General features: G+C 39.4%; 15 protein-coding genes. 13 read left to right on the forward strand and 2 right to left on the reverse strand.

Translation table 11 applies throughout. The annotated features are described in order from the left end of the window. From cbiB to uxuA, 4 genes are all read left to right on the forward strand, one after another. Positions 1–737: adenosylcobinamide-phosphate synthase CbiB (cbiB, locus tag B3P17_RS08985; RefSeq protein WP_291105176.1), on the forward strand; the 737-nt coding region annotated here is incomplete at its 5' end. A gap of 180 nt (positions 738–917) precedes the next feature. Then, complete coding sequence (locus B3P17_RS08990) at positions 918–1982, forward strand: substrate-binding domain-containing protein (protein WP_252636838.1); 1065 nt, start codon at positions 918–920, stop codon at positions 1980–1982. Then, entirely contained in the window at positions 1979–2794 is an 816-nt protein-coding gene (locus B3P17_RS08995; protein WP_252636836.1) for an SDR family oxidoreductase, read from the forward strand. Before B3P17_RS08990 ends, B3P17_RS08995 begins: the two co-directional genes overlap by 4 nt. Before the next feature lie 30 nt (positions 2795–2824). Beyond that, positions 2825–3997, forward strand: coding sequence for a mannonate dehydratase (uxuA, locus tag B3P17_RS09000; RefSeq protein ID WP_252636834.1), 1173 nt, complete (start codon positions 2825–2827; stop codon positions 3995–3997). 85 nt (positions 3998–4082) lie between these two features. Here the strand turns inward: uxuA and B3P17_RS09005 are convergent, their stop codons facing one another. After that, complete coding sequence (locus B3P17_RS09005) at positions 4083–6908, reverse strand: glycoside hydrolase (RefSeq protein ID WP_252636833.1); 2826 nt, start codon at positions 6906–6908, stop codon at positions 4083–4085. Between the two features lie 343 nt (positions 6909–7251). On the opposite strand from B3P17_RS09005, the gene B3P17_RS09010 reads away from it, so the two are divergent. From B3P17_RS09010 to B3P17_RS09050, 9 genes are all read left to right on the forward strand, one after another. Then, on the forward strand, positions 7252–7815 hold the full coding sequence (locus B3P17_RS09010; RefSeq protein ID WP_135104991.1) for a cob(I)yrinic acid a,c-diamide adenosyltransferase: 564 nt from the start codon (positions 7252–7254) through the stop codon (positions 7813–7815). Then, a complete protein-coding gene (cobU, locus tag B3P17_RS09015; protein ID WP_252636831.1) occupies positions 7816–8328 on the forward strand; it encodes a bifunctional adenosylcobinamide kinase/adenosylcobinamide-phosphate guanylyltransferase in 513 nt (170 codons plus the stop codon). A 142-nt stretch (positions 8329–8470) separates the two neighbouring features. Continuing rightward, positions 8471–9508, forward strand: a complete 1038-nt coding sequence (gene cobT, locus B3P17_RS09020) for a nicotinate-nucleotide--dimethylbenzimidazole phosphoribosyltransferase (protein ID WP_252636830.1) — start codon at positions 8471–8473, stop codon at positions 9506–9508. 40 nt (positions 9509–9548) lie between these two features. Next, on the forward strand, positions 9549–10304 hold the full coding sequence (cobS, locus tag B3P17_RS09025; RefSeq protein ID WP_252636829.1) for an adenosylcobinamide-GDP ribazoletransferase: 756 nt from the start codon (positions 9549–9551) through the stop codon (positions 10302–10304). Between the two features lie 31 nt (positions 10305–10335). Then, entirely contained in the window at positions 10336–10854 is a 519-nt protein-coding gene (gene cobC, locus B3P17_RS09030) for an alpha-ribazole phosphatase (protein ID WP_252636828.1), read from the forward strand. Positions 10855–10975: 121 nt separating this feature from the next. Next, positions 10976–11914: an SPFH domain-containing protein gene (locus B3P17_RS09035; RefSeq protein ID WP_252636827.1), complete on the forward strand. Its 939-nt coding sequence runs from the start codon at positions 10976–10978 to the stop codon at positions 11912–11914. After that, the gene (locus tag B3P17_RS09040; RefSeq protein ID WP_252636826.1) at positions 11892–12128 is read left to right on the forward strand and encodes an Arc family DNA-binding protein; all 237 of its coding nucleotides are present in this window, start codon (positions 11892–11894) and stop codon (positions 12126–12128) included. Before B3P17_RS09035 ends, B3P17_RS09040 begins: the two co-directional genes overlap by 23 nt. A 266-nt stretch (positions 12129–12394) precedes the next feature. Further along, the gene (locus B3P17_RS09045) at positions 12395–14737 is read left to right on the forward strand and encodes a hypothetical protein (RefSeq protein ID WP_252636825.1); all 2343 of its coding nucleotides are present in this window, start codon (positions 12395–12397) and stop codon (positions 14735–14737) included. A gap of 186 nt (positions 14738–14923) precedes the next feature. Continuing rightward, the gene (locus B3P17_RS09050) at positions 14924–16912 is read left to right on the forward strand and encodes a DUF4954 family protein (RefSeq protein WP_252636824.1); all 1989 of its coding nucleotides are present in this window, start codon (positions 14924–14926) and stop codon (positions 16910–16912) included. A 78-nt stretch (positions 16913–16990) separates the two neighbouring features. Here the strand turns inward: B3P17_RS09050 and B3P17_RS09055 are convergent, their stop codons facing one another. Next, on the reverse strand, positions 16991–17251 hold the full coding sequence (locus B3P17_RS09055) for a type B 50S ribosomal protein L31 (protein ID WP_006843090.1): 261 nt from the start codon (positions 17249–17251) through the stop codon (positions 16991–16993). Positions 17252–17380: the final 129 nt, after the last annotated feature.

Raw genomic sequence — 17380 nt, forward strand, 5'->3', positions numbered from 1 at the left:
TTCTTTTCTTTATTATTAAAGGATTGGATTATGTAAATCCATATCTGTCTATAGCCTTTTCTTCTGTCGTGGTTTTCTTTTGCCTTGCAGGTAAGACTTTGATAGATGAGGTCCGAAATGTCTTTGTGGCTGTCGACTCTTCGGTCGAAGAAGGACGAAAACAGGTTGCCCGTATCGTAGGACGTGATACTTCTGCTTTGTCGCCGCAGCAGATACGTACGGCTGCGTTAGAAACATTATCCGAAAATCTTAGTGATGGAGTTATTGCTCCATTATTTTGGTTTATACTTTTGGGTGTACCCGGCATGTTTGCCTATAAGATGGTCAATACGTTAGACTCTATGATTGGATATAAGAGCGATCGGTATAAGCAATTTGGATGTTGGGCTGCACGGATAGATGATGTTGCAAATTATATTCCTGCACGTTTAACATCTTTACTGATGATAGTCGTAAGTGGAAAAATATCATTGTTATCGTTTGTCCGAAAGTTTGGCTCTCAGCATGCAAGCCCCAACTCTGGCTATCCCGAGGCTGCTTTAGCCGGTATTCTTAATTGTCGCTTTGGTGGATCGAATGTCTATTTCGGACAACGGGTCGAAAAGCCTTATATCGGATATAATGATAAAGAACTGACTTACACAGATCTTAAAATTGCTGTTCGGGTCAATATCCGTACGGAGATATTAATGGTATTTGCGGTATGTGTCGATCTGTTTTTGCTGTCGTACTTTTAAATAATTGACCTTTCATCTAAAATATGTTGTTTAGCATAATGATATTATTTATCCGTTCGTAATCAATTGTTTATATTTTATTGTTTAAATATGTGTGCGCACACATATTGTTTGCTAATCTTAAAAGATTAATTTTGCAATCAAGTAATATGTATACAGACATACAGTTTCTATCGAAATATGAATATACGAATTATAGATATAGCCCGCATGGCTGGTGTTTCCACCGGTACGGTCGACAGGGTACTGCACAATAGGGGAAGGGTATCAGAAGAGAAAAGAGCCAAAGTTGAAAAGGTTCTGAAAGAAATAAACTACGAGCCGAATATGGTCGCCCGCTTTCTGGCATCAAAGAAGAGTTACAAGTTTGCTATTCTTGCGCCCACTTATTCTTTCGGCGATTATTGGCAGTTGGTCTGTGAAGGCGTCGATAAAGCTACAGATGAATTGAAGAAATTCAATATAAGCACAGAGTACTTCCTTTTCAATCAATATGATCGCTTTTCCTTTGTCAATGCTGTTAATTCATTTAAGGAGAAAGAGTTTGACGGCGTGTTGATTGCTACTCTGTTTGGCGATTATGTTATCAAGTTGTCAAAAGAACTGGACGCTAAAGGCATGCCATACATTTATATAGATTCGGGTATATCGGGGCAAAAAGACCTATCTTACTTTGGCGGCGACTCATTCGGTACAGGAGTTATCGCTGCTAAGCTTTTATTGAACGAGGTAGGAACAGCAGCTGATATCATAATAGCTCATATACGTTTCAGATATAAGGAGATATCTGTACAAATGAAAACCCGTGAAAACGGATTTATGGAATATCTCGAGAATAACAACTTTAGGGGGAATATCCATCATATTGAAATTAACCCCGATGATTATACGATGACTCTTCTTGAGGTCAAAGATATTATCAATAATAGTCAGGGTTTGGTTGGAGGGATCGTTCTTAATTCACGAATATATGAACTGGTTACCCTCTTAGAAAAACTTGATGCCGATCAGCAAAATAAGATTAGGTTAGTCGGGCATGACGCCATCGAACGAAACATAAAAGGATTGAGGGATGGACGTATATCTTTCATCCTTTCGCAGCGTCCCGAGCTGCAAGGATATGATGCTCTGAAAGCAATGGGGAACTATTTCTTATTCAAGCAAGTTCCCGAAAAAGTAAACTATATGCCGATAGATATACTCATAAAAGAAAACGTTGACTATTACAGTAATTATAAACTATGAAAAAAAACATATTCGATATCCAAGATAAGGTTGTAGCCATTACAGGAGGCTATGGTATATTAGGTGCACAGATGGCAGAATACTTAGCAGAGCAGGGTGCTAAAGTTGTTATTCTGGGACGCTCTAAAGAAAAGGGAGAAGCCCTTGCTGAGAAAATAAGACTAGCGGGCAATGAGGCGGCTTTCTTTGTGTCGGATGTTCTGAACAAAGCCAACCTTGAAGAAAATAGAGAAGCGATAGTCCGCAAATATGGCAAAATAGATGTGCTCATAAATGCAGCCGGAGGGAATATGGCGGGTGCTACTATTCCACCTGATAAAACAATCTTCGATATCGATGTTACTGCATTTCGAGATGTGATGGATCTCAATCTCTTTGGTTCGGTATTACCTACTTTGGTTTTTGCAAAGGCGATGGTAGACAATGGCAAAGGCAACATAATCAATATTGCTTCTGAGTCTTCGTTTCGCCCGTTAACTCGTGTAATGGGCTATGGTGTGGCAAAAGCTGCTGTAGCCAATTTTACAAAGTATATGGCCGGAGAGCTGTCTCTCAAATTTGGGGATAATTTTCGGGTGAACGCCATTGCTCCGGGCTTCTTCATTACTGAGCAAAATCGTTCGCTATTGCTTAATCCCGATGGTTCGTATACCGATCGGGCAAAGTCAATTATAGCACATACGCCATTTCGTCGATTTGGAGAATCGGATGAACTGTTAGGCTCAATTCACTATTTGGTAAGCGATGCGTCGGGTTTTGTAAATGGTTCTATTCTTCTTGTAGACGGAGGATTCGATTCATTTACTATTTGATATATACTGAATATAAGAAAAAAATAATATATGATACTTAGCGAACAAACGTGGAGATGGTACGGGCCAAATGACCCGGTATCATTGTCGGATATAAAGCAAGCAGGGGCAACAGGAATTGTAACCGCACTGCATCATATCAAGAATGGTGAAGTGTGGACAGTGGAAGAAATACAAAAGCGCAAAGATATAATTGAAAGTGCCAGTCTCAGGTGGTCTGTTGTGGAAAGTATCCCTGTGCATGAACATATAAAAACGCAGGAAGGAGACTACCGAAAGTACATTGATAACTATAAAGAAAGTATTCGTAATCTAGCTAAATGCGACATTACGATTGTGACATACAATTTTATGCCAGTGCTGGATTGGACACGTACCGACTTGGCTTATACAATGCCCGACGGGTCGAAGGCCTTACGCTTCGAGCGTGCTGCTTTTATGGCGTTCGAATTGTTCATACTAAAACGTCCCGGTGCAGAGCAAGAATACTCATCTGAAGATATTGCTAAAGCGAAGAAACGTTTCGAAGAAATGACGCAGGAGGATAAAGACCTATTAGTCCGTAATATGATTGCCGGACTACCGGGTGCAGAAGAAAGTTTTACCCTTGAAGAGTTCCAAGCGCAGCTCGACCGTTATAGAGATATAAATGCAGATAGGCTAAGAAAAAACCTGATAGAGTTTGTAAAAGAGATTGCGCCCGTTGCCGATGAGGTCGGTGTGAAGCTGGCTATTCATCCCGATGATCCGCCTTATCCGATTCTCGGATTGCCACGTATTCTGAGCACGGAATCAGACTTTAATAAATTGGTTGAAGCTGTGCCTAACAATTCAAACGGACTATGTTTTTGTACGGGCTCATTCGGTGTGCGTGCCGATAATGACTTGCCTAATATGATCAAACGCTTGGGTGACAGAGTCAACTTCGTGCATTTACGTTCTACTCAGCGTGATGCGGAGGGCAATTTTTATGAGGCAAATCATCTCGAAGGCGATGTGGACATGTATGGCGTTATGAAAGGACTCTTGGAAATACAACAGCAACGTAATATATCTATTCCTTTCCGCCCCGATCACGGACATCAGATGATTGACGATCTGAACAAGAAAACCAATCCGGGGTATTCCTGTATTGGTCGCCTCAGAGGCTTGGCTGAGCTTCGGGGTTTGGAACAGGGGATAGCTAAGACGCTATATCAGTAATTATTATAGCTTGTCATTCTGAATGTAACGAACGTTCTCTATCGGATATGAGATGCTTGATTTCATTCAGAATGATAAGTCCTGTCTACTTATAGGTAGTAATATTCTTTACTCCTACAATCTTCTTCTCTTTTATAGAAGTGCTAAACAGGCTTTTTATATCTTCTGCTGTGTATTCACTTGCAGGGTTAAAGTCGGCAGAACTCATATAATCGATTATAGCCTGCCCAAACTGTTTTCCTTCGGGTTTGTCGCTAATAGCTTTCAGATCGCACATACAAACAAGCAATTTTCCTTTACCAACCTGCATTTCGAATATCAATCCAAGTTTGTGGTTACGCTCTATATTGTCAATTACTTGCACCAACGGTTTGTAATCTTTAGGGGTTCTGTCGAGAATAAAAGGTCTTGAGTTTTTTGATATAATCCACCATTGCCAGTTGCTATGTGTTTCAGTCGGAAACTCCTTGAATAGCTGATGGGAAGGGTCTGTCAATATAGAGAGTGTTCCCGGAGACACATCCCTTTTCAACCATTCCGAAATATTCTTGAACATAGCGTAATTCCAATAGTCGGGAGTAAACAATCCTCCCACAGAAAGCTTTTCTACTTCTTTATGATCGGGAATATATAATACTTTATGTCCCTGCTGTAGCAAGTCTAGAGCTTGTTTCAGGCTCGAAGCTTCTTTTATATCCGATTTTACAGATACTTGCTTATCGGGATATACCCATATATCGTATTTATTTACATGAGGGCCTGTCTGTAATGTTAATACGAGTTGAGTTGCCGTATTTATATCTTGAAGAGGTACTTTTATTTTTCCTACTTCGCCTAAATGACCTTGAGAAATATTGATAGGAAATTCTCCTCTGGCTACATTTACATTGCTATGCGCTTTGCTTAGCGTCCATGACAAATTCTTTTTCGAGAGAGCTTCCTTCGAATAGTTGCTTAGTTTTATCTCGGCTGTAAATATCTCGTTATTGCTCCAGCAGTATTTAGGCATAATCGAAAGTGGGACTATTTCGTCACAAAAACCGTCGAATTCTTCTGCCGCCATTCCGCCCTTATTATCCATAAAAGCATCCAGTATACCTACATAGGCACTTCCTTGCCCCGGATAATCCTGTAAATCCAGTAATTGGAATCCTCCAAATCCTGGTGTGCGAAGGCACATTTCTATATCAGCCTTATAGCAGAGGGCAGCAAAACGTGCCGTAGCCTTATGGAAGGCATCAGCCTGATCTTGAAGTCCATTTTCCTGAAGGCGTTTGCGGAATATTTCCATATTGTAAGGATACAGTACTCCGGTATATTTTTTTATCTCGTTATAATCGGGATATACCTGGAATTGACCATTCTCATGGCTTATAATCGGTATAGTACAGTTTTCTACAGCTTTCGAGAAAGTGATGGCGGTAGAAGGGTATGTAGCGTTCATATACCCTCCGTCTTTGGCATCGGCAAAAGAGAAGGTCGCACGTGTATGAGTTGAGTAATCGTCGGAACCTACCTGTCCGCCAACACGGCATGTGACAAAGAAATCTTCACCTTGTTGTTGTCCGGCAGTACCCAGCATATTATTTGCACCAAAGGCATAGAGATGACGTTGGTCGGATGCACGGAATTTCGTTACAATGTTACGCGTGAGTTCTACATCGCCTCCAAGTTCATTGCCCAAAGCCATCATAACGAACGAAGGATTGTTACCATAAGTGACAAGGATATGCTCACCTTCGTTAATCAAGAATTTGTTGAGGTCGGTATTTGTCGTATCCATTGCTCCCCAGTATGGCAGTTCCACCTGCATATATATTCCTTCTTCGTTTGCCGCATCAAAAGCCGCTTGCGGAGGTGTCCACGAGTGAAATCTGTAATGGTTTATCCCATATTCTTTGGCGATGCGCATTTGTCTTTTCCATTCTTCTTTATTCATCGGCGGGTAGCCGGTGAGAGGAAATACGCAGGCATCGTGTTTGCCCCGTAGAAATGTTTTTAGAGAATTGATTTCAAACTGCGTTCCTTTTGCTGAAAAGTCTCTGATGCCAAAGTCGATAGTGTAACTGTCTTTTATATTCTGACTTTTTATTTCGAAATTAACCTTGTATAGGGCAGGATCAAACTCACTCCACAAAACGTGTTTGTTGCCGACGTTGATATCAAACTTATATGTTTCCAACCCCTCTTTTAGATTTATGTTGATAACTTGCTCGGGTATAGCAATATTTTGTGCTGTATTCCATAGGTATCCCTGAACCGATATTTCGGCTTTTCCACTTACTGACGATTTGATTTGTGCTACAACTGGTATTGTTTTGGAAGAAACATTTGGATAAACCTGAAGGTTGCTAATGAGAATGCCATCATTGGCTTCGAGTCCGAATTTTCCGATTATGCCATTCCAATTTGTTTGTGTCGCATCCGTCCAAGCATGCGAGCCATGTATTCCTTGTGGTACAGAAGCAGGGCTGTTGTCTATTACGATAGTCACAGTGTGCTTTCCTGTGGCTAATTTTCCAAGATTGTATATCTGAGGTGATAATATCAGCGAGCTTGTTCCTATGCTGTCTTTGTCTATCCACACCGTAGAGGGTTTTGTTCGCTCCATGATCAGTCGCCATTCTTTCTGAGCTGAACCTGCCGGTATTTCAATCTCTTTGGTATATTTCATTTTTCCTACATAAGGATTCAACCGGGTAAGCTGCCCTGTACTCAGAGTGTCACTATTGCGGGGTGCGAGACGACTTTCATCTACACTTCCGGGCAGATTTATTTCGCCAAGGTCGCAGTGCCATTTTCCCGAAAGAGAGATAAATTCCCGTTGGTTGAATACTACCTTCTTTTCGGTACATGAGGTTGCCAGTAAGAGACAGATAAAAATTGAAACGATGCAAATGTTTAATCGCATGAGGTTGACGTTAACGAATTAAATTACAGACAAAGATAAACTAAAAAGTGAGATAGAGAATGTATTGTTAAGCACGAATTAATTGTTAAAAAGTAACAAAGGTAACAGCTCTTTTCCTATTTTATTGCTGTTACTTTTCTCTTCCCTTTCCATTCTTTTGTCTACTCATCCTATTAGATAAATTATATGAAAAAGCCTAAAAAATGGGATAGATTCATCTCTACTTGTTGTATCTTTGTTAGACTTTATATGGGAGTTAATCTTGTCGTGTTGACTTCTTTAATATCTTTCAGAATGACAGAAGGAAATTCTTTAATATATAATATAATACATACCATAAAAAATGAAAATATATACCCGAGGAGGAGATAAAGGTAAAACTGGAATCTTTGGAGGAAAACGTGTGAGTAAAGATCATCCACGAATTGAAGCCAATGGTACAATCGATGAGCTGAACTCTGTAATAGGTGTCGTTCGGGCTCACTTATCTTCAGATCATGAGTGGCAGCCTATTCTGTTCAAGATACAAACAGAGATAATGGTTGTCATGTCTCAGGTGGCTACACCATCGGATATAAGAGCTACAAACCAAAATGTTCTGGATGAAAATCTGGATAAATTTTGCGAAGAATGCATGGATAAAATGACAGATGAAATGGGACCCAGCGAAACATTCGTTTTACCCGGGGGGACAGTTGTTTCAGCAAACTTGCAGTTGGCTCGTGCTGTGGCTCGTCGTGCCGAACGTCGCTTGTGGACTTTAAACAAGCAGGATGAAGTTCCTGCAGCCGTTATGCGATTTATAAATCGTTTGTCCGATTTGTTCTTCACAATGGCTCGTTACGAAATGTATAAAGCAGGTGACGTAGAAGAACGCTGGAAAGATTTTTTGTATAAGAGAAAATAAATGGCTAAGCAAATAACCCTTATAACAGGAGGGCAACGTTCGGGTAAAAGCAGCTATGCACAACAGTTAGCATTGTCTTTGTCTCCCAATCCAGTGTATCTGGCAACTTCGCGAATATGGGATGACGAACATCGTCAGCGGATAGAAAGGCACAAAGCCGAGCGGGCAGATAATTGGATAAATGTAGAAGAAGAGAAATTCTTGAGTGAGCATTCCTTTGACAATAAAGTAGTGCTTATAGATTGTGTTACGCTATGGGCTACGAATTTTTTCTTCGATCTGAATTCGGATGTTGAAGCTGCTCTTACCGCTCTGAAATCTGAATTCAGAAAGCTTGTTGCTCAAGATGCTGTGTTTATTTTTGTTACAAACGAAATAGGCATGGGCGAAATGTCTCAAAACGACTTGCAACGTAAATTTGCCGATTTGCAAGGCTGGCTCAATCAATATCTTGCCGAAAACGCTGATGAGGTCTATCTGATGGTTTCGGGTATTCCCCTGAAAGTGAAATGATCATAAATTCTGTCGTTTTTGTTTTTAATAACATAACATTTTGTCGAATACGACGAATCTTTCAAAACCAGATATTTTGAGCCAACAGCATAGCAACGAAAAGCGTCTGTAAAATTAAAATCTAAAAGAAACTAAATATACAATGCAACAATTTAACATCGAAAAACCGGAAGACGAAGTACGCTCTTACTTACAAGAAAAAATTGATAACCTCACAAAGCCTAAAGGTTCTTTGGGTAAACTCGAAGAGTTGGCTATGCAAATCGGTTGGATACAACAATCTTTGAATCCGAAGTTGACAAATCCTTGTCACATCGTATTTGCAGGAGATCACGGTATTGCAGCAGAAGGGGTGAGCCCATCGCCGCAAGAGGTAACCTATCAGATGATAGCAAATTTTTGGAATGGAGGAGCAGGAATCAACTTTTTGGCACGTCAGCACGGATTGAATCTAAAGGTTGTTGATGCCGGTGTTAATTTCGACTTCAAGCCCGAAGATCCGATTATTCACAAGAAGATCCGAAAAAGCACACGGAATTATCTGCATGAAGCTGCAATGACTAAAGAGGAAATGGAACAAGCCATACAATCGGGTGCAGAATGCGTACAAGCTTGCTTTGATGAGGGATGTAACGTGATTAGCTTTGGCGAAATGGGGATTACAAATACCTCTTCGTCTTCGCTATGGATGACATACCTCACAGGTATCCCTTTGGATCAGTGTATTGGTGCAGGCTGTGATCATACAGGCAATATTATCAACCATAAGTATAAGGTGTTGAAGCAATCGATGGATAATTACAACGGTGATGCTTCTGTCGAAGATATTATGCGTTATTTCGGTGGTTATGAAATGGTGATGACTGTAGGTGCTATGCTCAAGGCTGCCGAACTGAAAATGATAATTCTTATCGATGGCTTTATTATGACAAACTGTATGTTGGTGGCATCAAAGTTGAATAACAATGTTCTGTACTATGCTGTCTTTGGGCATCAGGGAGATGAGGCCGGACATAAGCTAGTGTTGAAGTATCTGAATGCAAAACCTATTCTTAGTTTAGGACTTAGGTTGGGAGAGGGAACAGGTGCTATTTGCGCATATCCTATCGTCGATTCGGCCGTGCGTATGATAAATGAGATGAATTCATTTAAAGAAATCCAAGTAACGAAATATTTTTAAAATTGCAACTTGCCTTTCCGAAAGGTAATCCTTATAACTGATGAAACAAATAGCAGCAGCACTCGTCTTTTTTACACGCTTACCTTTTTGGCGTATAAAAGCATTTAATGTCCCTGCCGAATATTTTAAGCAGGTGATAAACTACTGGGCTGTAGTAGGCTGGCTTACTGCCGGCGTTATGGCAGGGGTGCTGTGGTGCGCTGCTCAGATCTTACCTTACTCCATTGCCATTATTGTGGCTCTTCTTAGCCGCTTGCTCATTACAGGAGCATTGCATGAAGACGGTTTTGCCGATTTCTTCGATGGCTTTGGCGGTGGTACTACCCGCGAACGCATATTGGAGATAATGAAAGATTCGCACATCGGTACTTATGGAGTAATCAGCTTGATATTTTACTTCTTATTCTTTTATTTTTTTTTAGAAAATCTAGGTCTGTATTTGGCTTGTACTGTAATTTTGGTGGGCGATCCGTTATGCAAGCTTATCAGTTCACAAATTACCTTATTTCTTCCTTATGCCCGAAATGCGGAAACTAGTAAATCGAAAACAGTATATAAGAAAATGTCTTTGCGCACGGCTCTTATCTCGGCTTTGTTTGGCTTGCTGCCTTTCGTTTTATTATTAAATATTCACTTTTGGGCGGCTATAATATTTCCTATCTTTGTTTTCCTTGGATTGATTTTACTCATGAGAAGAAAGATACAAGGGTATACAGGAGATTGTTGCGGTGCAATGTTTCTATTATGCGAATTGTCTTTCTTTCTGGGGATAAGTATTATCCTGAAATTATGCTAGGGAGAATTATTATCTATACGTAAGTTTAAATATGAAAATATATATAGTGCGCCACACGGCTGTAGGAGTTAATGGTGTTTGTTACGGACAAACGGATGTACCGCTAAAAGAGACCTTTGAGAGCGAAGCTGAGGTGGTGAAGCAAAAGTTGCAAGACTTGGAGTTTGATGCTGTTTTTTCAAGCCCGCTAAGCCGAGCGAAGCGCCTTGCTGAATATTGTGGTTTTACCGATATTCAATTGTACGATCGCCTGAAAGAATTGCACTTTGGTGATTGGGAGATGAAAGAATGGGATCGCATTGATATGGAAGAATGGGACAAGGACTGGATCAGGACACCCACACCCAATGGCGAATCTTTCGATCAGATGTATGCACGTGTTGCATCTTTCATCGACGAATTGGTAAAGAAGGATTATTCTTCTGTTGTTGTTTTTGCTCATGGTGGAGTTATCAATTGTTTTAGAGTTTACTTTGGACAAACAGACTTGCAAGGAGCTTTCGATAAGTTGGCAGAGTATGGTGAGATACTCGAATTTGAATCGAATTGATTAATATTATATATATACGTTCAGAGTCTTGTTGAATAATAAGGCTCTTTTTTTGTAAATTGTTTTGTGCTATTCAAAATTATATTTATTTTTATGATATCATTTTAATATCATAATAAATATGGAAACACTCGAGAAAGATTTTAAAGGCACTAAGATTTCAGGCTTCCTAGCCTTATTTATCATTATTGTAGTATTGGTAGCGAGTATCTGGTCTTTTAGCTTAGGTTATATTCCCTTAGTGTTTATAGCTGTATGTTGTATGTTTTTATGCTCTTTTGCCGTTTTAGGATTTATGGTTGTAGAGCCTAACGAAGCCAGAATAATGATTTTCTTTGGGAAATATAAAGGGACTATTACCGACAACGGTTTTCTTTGGGTGAACCCTTTTTATAATAAAAAGAAACTGACACTCAGAGCACGTAATCTCGATGTGCCGCCTATAAAGGTGAACGATAAAGTTGGTAATCCTATTATGATCGGTTCTGTGCTGGTTTGGAAAGTAAAAGATACGTATAAGGCGATGTTTGATATCGATACATCTTCTATCTCGGGAGTTATGGGTTCAGTGAATAATTATATTCAATCTTCGAACAGAATGCAGGCTTACGAGAACTTTGTAAAGATACAAAGCGATGCTGCTTTACGTCAGGTAGCCGGTATGTATGCATACGACAACAATGAAAGCAAAGACGGTGATGTAACATTACGTTCCGATAATGGTGAAATCAGTGAGAAGCTCGAAGAGGAGCTGAATAGCCGCTTGGCGATTGCGGGTATAGAAGTAATAGAAGCACGCATCAATTATCTGGCGTATGCCGCCGAAATTGCGAGTGTAATGCTTCGTCGTCAGCAAGCTGATGCGATTATTGCTGCTCGCGAAAAGATAGTAGAAGGTGCTGTAAGTATGGTTCAACTGGCATTGGATAAACTTTTGAAAGAAGGAATTGTGGAATTGGATGAAGAGCGTAAGGCTGCAATGGTTAGCAATCTGCTTGTCGTGTTATGTGCCGACGAAGCAGCACAACCAATTGTAAATGCCGGAACGCTTCATCAATAAATATATAATTGTGGCTAAGAAAGAAAAGGAATCAGCAGTTAAAAGTTTCGTCTTGCGAGTCGATCCGGAGATGATGGAAGCAATAGAAAAATGGGCTGCCGATGAGTTTCGTAGTACTAACGGACAAATTCAATATATACTTGATCAGGCACTGCGAAAGGCAGGACGAATAAAAAAGAAGAAAGAAACTCTTATCGATAATAAAGATGAATAAGAAAGAGAATGTCGGGTTATAAATATCCGGCATTCTTTGTTTTTTAACATATTGCTGAAAGACTTATCTAATATCTGTTTTGGAGAGGTGCGTAGAGCTAAATGACTATTATTCTGATAGAAAAGATGGTCGGCTTTTGTTTTATTCCGAAAAATTAAATTTTATTTGTTTAAATATTGGTAGACATTGTCTATCTTTGCACTGTTTTTACAAAAACTATACAATATACAGATCATTATTGTTTAATGATACACGAAAGCAAACTTATGAAAACAAACATTACTACACGTGTTGTCCAGACAACATGTTTTTCTATTCTTTTTCTGGTAATAACATCATTCATCATGCTCTCATGTAAATCTTCGGAGTCGGTTCGTAATATAAGAGCTTCCCGTGGAGAGGATGTTGCAGGGCGAGGCTTTTCTTATTCCAAAGATAAGCCCAAAGAAGCAATGGTGAAGCCATTATTTATGCAGCAATTGAAAAGAGCAACAATAGAACTTCCATTTCAGAAGGGGGTGGATGTAAGAGGCACAAGGACTGTTTCTGAAGAAGTAACATTTACTAATGCTGAAAATATAACAGAGTCTGTTGACCGAGAAGGTAAAAAAGCAACCAGCCTTAACGAGGTGCAACAACTATCAGAAGTTGTGGTTACGGCTAAGTCTCGCTTTACGCCTGAGCGCAATGGACGAGTAAAAGTAGATTTTTTAGTAAGAGTTCCTAAAGAGCTTTTGTCTGAAAATTTCAGAATGACACTATCTCCTAAACTGTTCCACAACGATTCTATTATACCACTGAAAGATGTAGTACTTAAAGGTGAAGCTTTTCTTGCAAAGCAAAAGCAGGATTATGCCGAATATGATAATTATATGAAGTCTATTGTCGGAAATGATAAATATGACGAGGTATTCTTCGATAGAGACGGAGCTGAAAAAGATATCAGAAATCGCCAGAACTTGTATTATGAAGAATATTACAGGGAGTGGAGCAAGCAGATGGAATATGAGAAATGGAAGACAGAGAAAAGTAAATTTGACGCAGCCGAGCTAGCTAAACTCAAAGGATATCGTCAACGCTTTTATAATGAATATGTGCGTAAGGCACGCGAACAGGTGATCCGCGATATGGCTAATGGTAAAGATACCGTGGGCTTGTTTGCTCAATACATGAAGAAGTTCAATAAGAATGCAAAAGCTCTTGTGTTGGATGATAAGAACTTTGAGGTAAGCTATATGAAGATGCCGGCAAAATTTCGTGAAGCGTACGAAGAAGGGCGTTCGTTGGATGATATAATAAACAATGTACTCACCGAAAGTGACTCTATCGAAATAGCTCAAAACAGATATCTGTTTGAGGCTATTGCCGAAAATGAGATGAAGAAAGAGCGTAAAGGAGAGGTGGCAAAAGAAATGATACCATTTCCTTACGAAGAAGGTGTTCGTTTGGATACAATCATAGATACGGGTCGTGATTTTGTATATCTATATAAGCAAGATCATCCGGTAACAGTGGGTCTTAAAAAACTTAGCTTGACAATGAATGGGCGTGTAGATGCTGTGGATAGAAGCCGTTATATGATGGCACCCGGAGATACGATTTCGTATTTTATATCGTCATTGTCGCAGTTGGTAGACACTTCACTGATCTATAAAAGAACAAAACTGTATAGGGATGCATACAATCGTTTGACTACGTATGTGAAGTTTCAGCCCGGGCAATCTGCTTTTGGTATCAATTATAAGGATAATAAAGCCCAAATTAATAATGTGTTAAATACATACCGTGCATTTACTGAAGATGGTAAGTTTGTTGTCGACAGTATTGTTCTTAGAGTAACTACAGCGCTGGATGGATCATACGACAAAAACTATAAATTAACCGAAAAACGAGCCGATGCGATAAAAGAGTACTTTGTTAAGTCACTGTCGGGCGAAGTGAATGATGCCAACAATGTTATTAAGGTCGAGTTTGGAGGAGAAGACTGGAATACATTAGCAAACCAGATTCAGCAGCGAAATGATATAATGAATAAGACACAGATTCTTGCACTTCTCGAAGGGGCTATAGATCCCGATGAGACGGAAGCCAAGATAAAGAAAGATTTTGCGGACGACTATAAGGTGATTCGAGATTCTATCTATCCGTTGCTAAATAAAGCGACGTTCGAGTTTAATATGCATCGTCCGGGTATGACCGAAGAAACTGCGCTGGATGTTCAGGAAAGACCAAACTACGAAAAAGGATTGAAACTACTGCAAGACAGAGAGTATTGGAAGGCTTTGGAAATTTTGTCCGATTATCCCGATTACAATACGGCATTGTGCTTGATATGTATGGGGTATAATGCCAAGGCTAAAGAAGTATTGGATGGTTTGCCTGAAACAGGAAACACAGAATATTTGAGAGCCATACTGTCGATTCGTTCAAATAAGGATAATGAGGCAATCGATCACTTGATGCGTGCCTGCGAGTTAGATCCGTCGAAGGTTTATCGCGCACCTCTCGACCCTGAAATTGTCGATCTGATAAGTAAATATAGCTTACAGCGGCGGATAGAGGGCTTATCCACACCGATAGAGGATATTGAAGTAGCGGATGCGAATTAATATAAAGTAAGAAACCCCGATTATAAATTAAACTATAATCGGGGTTTCTTATTAAAAAGATAGAATTTCGATAGTACTGAAAGACATTATTATTAAATTTGTCTCAGTTGATAAAAATACGGTGTGTATTATTGTAAGATGTATACAAATCGTTTTTTTATTCAAGCTTTAATCTAAATATAATATATGGATTACAGAAATCTAACCCCGGAAGAAATAACAAGACTCGAGAGTCAGGGTTGCTTAGCCGATAACTGGAACAATATTTCGGTACATAAAAATTTCAAACCGGACTATGTTAAACATACCAATTTTTCGGGCAAAGTTAAGCTAGGTGTTTTTGAGGATGAATTCACATTGCCGGGAGGGCTGAAAAAGCATTCAGGTCTGAAACATACTTGCCTCCATAATTGTGAATTAGGTGATAATGTGCTTATCGAAAATGTACAGAATTATATAGCCAATTATCGTATTGGCAACAATGTGCGCATACAAAACATACATCATCTCTATGTAGAAGGACAATCATCGTTTGGAAATGGAATAGAGGTTTCGGTATTAAACGAAACGGGCGGGCGCGAGGTTATGATCTATGATAAACTGAGTGCTCATTTTGCGTATATTCTTTCTTTTTATCGTCATCGACCTGTATTGATAAAAAAACTTCAGGGTATGGTCGCTGATTATGCCAAAGAACGTACCTCTGATTTTGGCTACATAGGAGATAATGTGACGATTGTAAATGCAGGAGCAATAAAAAATGTACACATAGGGGATTACGCCACAATAGAAGGAGCACGCCATCTGGAAAATGGAAGCATTAACAGTAATCAGTATGATCCTGTTCATATCGGATATAGCGTAATGGCGAACGACTTTATTGTTTGTTCGGGTTCACGGGTTGAAGACGGGACGATGCTTACCCGCTGCTTTGTAGGGCAATCATGCCAATTAGGGCATACCTATTCGGCGAGCGATTCTTTATTCTTTAGCAATTGTCAGGGTGAGAATGGTGAAGCCTGTGCTTTATTTGCCGGGCCTTATACTGTGACTCATCACAAGTCTACACTCTTGATTGCCGGAATGTTTTCTTTTATGAATGCAGGTTCGGGATCTAACCAGAGTAATCACATGTACAAACTGGGGCCTATCCATCAGGGTATTGTAGAGCGTGGAGGAAAAACAACCAGTAATTCGTATATCTTATGGCCTTCACGCATCGGAGCTTTTTCTCTTATTATGGGACGCCACTATTATAATGCAGATACCTCCGATATGCCGTTCTCTTATCTGATAGAGGATAAAGATGAGTCGGTATTGGTTCCCGGTATTAATTTGCGAAGTGTAGGTACGATTCGTGATGCACAGAAATTTCCGAAAAGAGATAGACGAAAAGATCCTGAAAAACTAGATCAGATAAACTTCAACCTATTGAGTCCCTATACAATACAGAAAATGTTTAAGGCGATCGAAATATTGGAAGGGCTGAAAGAGACCTGTGGCGAAACATCGGGATCGTACACATATCAGAGTTGCCGTATCAAAGGAACTTCTCTGAAGAGAGGATTGAAATTGTACAATATGGCTATTAACAAGTTTCTTGGGAACTCTATTATTTCACGCTTATCGAAGTGTTCATACACTAGCAATGAGGAGATCAGGGAATGTTTGAAACCTGACACCGAAGTGGGACTGAATGAATGGAGTGATGTGGGCGGTATGCTTGTCCCTCGTTCAGAGATAGATAAGCTTATAGATGATATAGAATCAGATAATATAAAACATGTGAGTGAAATGAATGCTATTTTTGAGCAACTGCATAAAAACTATTACTCATTGGAATGGACTTGGGCATGGGATAAGATACAGCAATATTATAATCTGTCCTTGGATACAATTACGGCTCAGGATATTATTAATATTGTTAGTCAATGGAAAGAAGCTGTTGTAGAACTGGATAGAATGATTTACGATGATGCTAAGAAGGAATTCTCTTTATCTTCTCATACGGGTTTTGGGGTCGATGGAGACAAGCATCAGCAAAAAATAGACTTTGAACAAGTGCGTGGTATTTTTGAGGAAAATCCTTTTGTGGAAACTGTATTGAAGCATATCGAATCGAAGACCAAATTAGGCAACGAGACTATAACTAAATTAGAAAAGGTAGTTGGTTAAAATAATTGACATATACATACTAAAAAAGACTATTCATTCGAATAGCCTTTTTTAGTTAAACTTGTAATTAAATTACAATTATTTCTTTGGTTGTGTACGCTTAGCGTAACGGTTCATAAACTTATCAACACGTCCTGCTGTATCTACAAGTTTTTGTTTTCCTGTATAGAACGGGTGAGAAGAACTTGTGATTTCAAGCTTCACCAATGGATAAGTAACACCATCTATGTCGATAGTTTCTTTAGCATTGATAGTTGAACGTGAAATAAATACCTCATCGTTTGACATATCCTTGAAAGCAACCGGACGATAGTTTGCTGGATGAATATCTTTCTTCATTTTATAGTAGTTTAAATTGTTTCTTCTTTTTCAGCCGACAAAGATAGCTTTTTAATCTTATTAAAGCAAAATATTTCTTTTGAATTTTGTATTGAAAAAATGCCGTAAACTGATAATTTTTGCCTTCTT

It is taken from the genome of Dysgonomonas sp. UBA7630, from assembly GCF_002483985.1.
Taxonomy (GTDB): domain Bacteria; phylum Bacteroidota; class Bacteroidia; order Bacteroidales; family Dysgonomonadaceae; genus Dysgonomonas.

What these genes read in the sequence shown, in the direction of transcription:
- B3P17_RS08990 (WP_252636838.1), top strand. Translation starts at nt 918, where the DNA reads ATGAATATACGAATTATAGATATAGCCCGCATGGCTGGTGTTTCCACC.
- B3P17_RS08995 (WP_252636836.1), top strand. Translation starts at nt 1,979, where the DNA reads ATGAAAAAAAACATATTCGATATCCAAGATAAGGTTGTAGCCATTACA.
- uxuA (WP_252636834.1), top strand. Translation starts at nt 2,825, where the DNA reads ATGATACTTAGCGAACAAACGTGGAGATGGTACGGGCCAAATGACCCG.
- B3P17_RS09005 (WP_252636833.1), bottom strand. Translation starts at nt 6,908, where the DNA reads ATGCGATTAAACATTTGCATCGTTTCAATTTTTATCTGTCTCTTACTG.
- B3P17_RS09010 (WP_135104991.1), top strand. Translation starts at nt 7,252, where the DNA reads ATGAAAATATATACCCGAGGAGGAGATAAAGGTAAAACTGGAATCTTT.
- cobU (WP_252636831.1), top strand. Translation starts at nt 7,816, where the DNA reads ATGGCTAAGCAAATAACCCTTATAACAGGAGGGCAACGTTCGGGTAAA.
- cobT (WP_252636830.1), top strand. Translation starts at nt 8,471, where the DNA reads ATGCAACAATTTAACATCGAAAAACCGGAAGACGAAGTACGCTCTTAC.
- cobS (WP_252636829.1), top strand. Translation starts at nt 9,549, where the DNA reads ATGAAACAAATAGCAGCAGCACTCGTCTTTTTTACACGCTTACCTTTT.
- cobC (WP_252636828.1), top strand. Translation starts at nt 10,336, where the DNA reads ATGAAAATATATATAGTGCGCCACACGGCTGTAGGAGTTAATGGTGTT.
- B3P17_RS09035 (WP_252636827.1), top strand. Translation starts at nt 10,976, where the DNA reads ATGGAAACACTCGAGAAAGATTTTAAAGGCACTAAGATTTCAGGCTTC.
- B3P17_RS09040 (WP_252636826.1), top strand. Translation starts at nt 11,892, where the DNA reads ATGCCGGAACGCTTCATCAATAAATATATAATTGTGGCTAAGAAAGAA.
- B3P17_RS09045 (WP_252636825.1), top strand. Translation starts at nt 12,395, where the DNA reads ATGAAAACAAACATTACTACACGTGTTGTCCAGACAACATGTTTTTCT.
- B3P17_RS09050 (WP_252636824.1), top strand. Translation starts at nt 14,924, where the DNA reads ATGGATTACAGAAATCTAACCCCGGAAGAAATAACAAGACTCGAGAGT.
- B3P17_RS09055 (WP_006843090.1), bottom strand. Translation starts at nt 17,251, where the DNA reads ATGAAGAAAGATATTCATCCAGCAAACTATCGTCCGGTTGCTTTCAAG.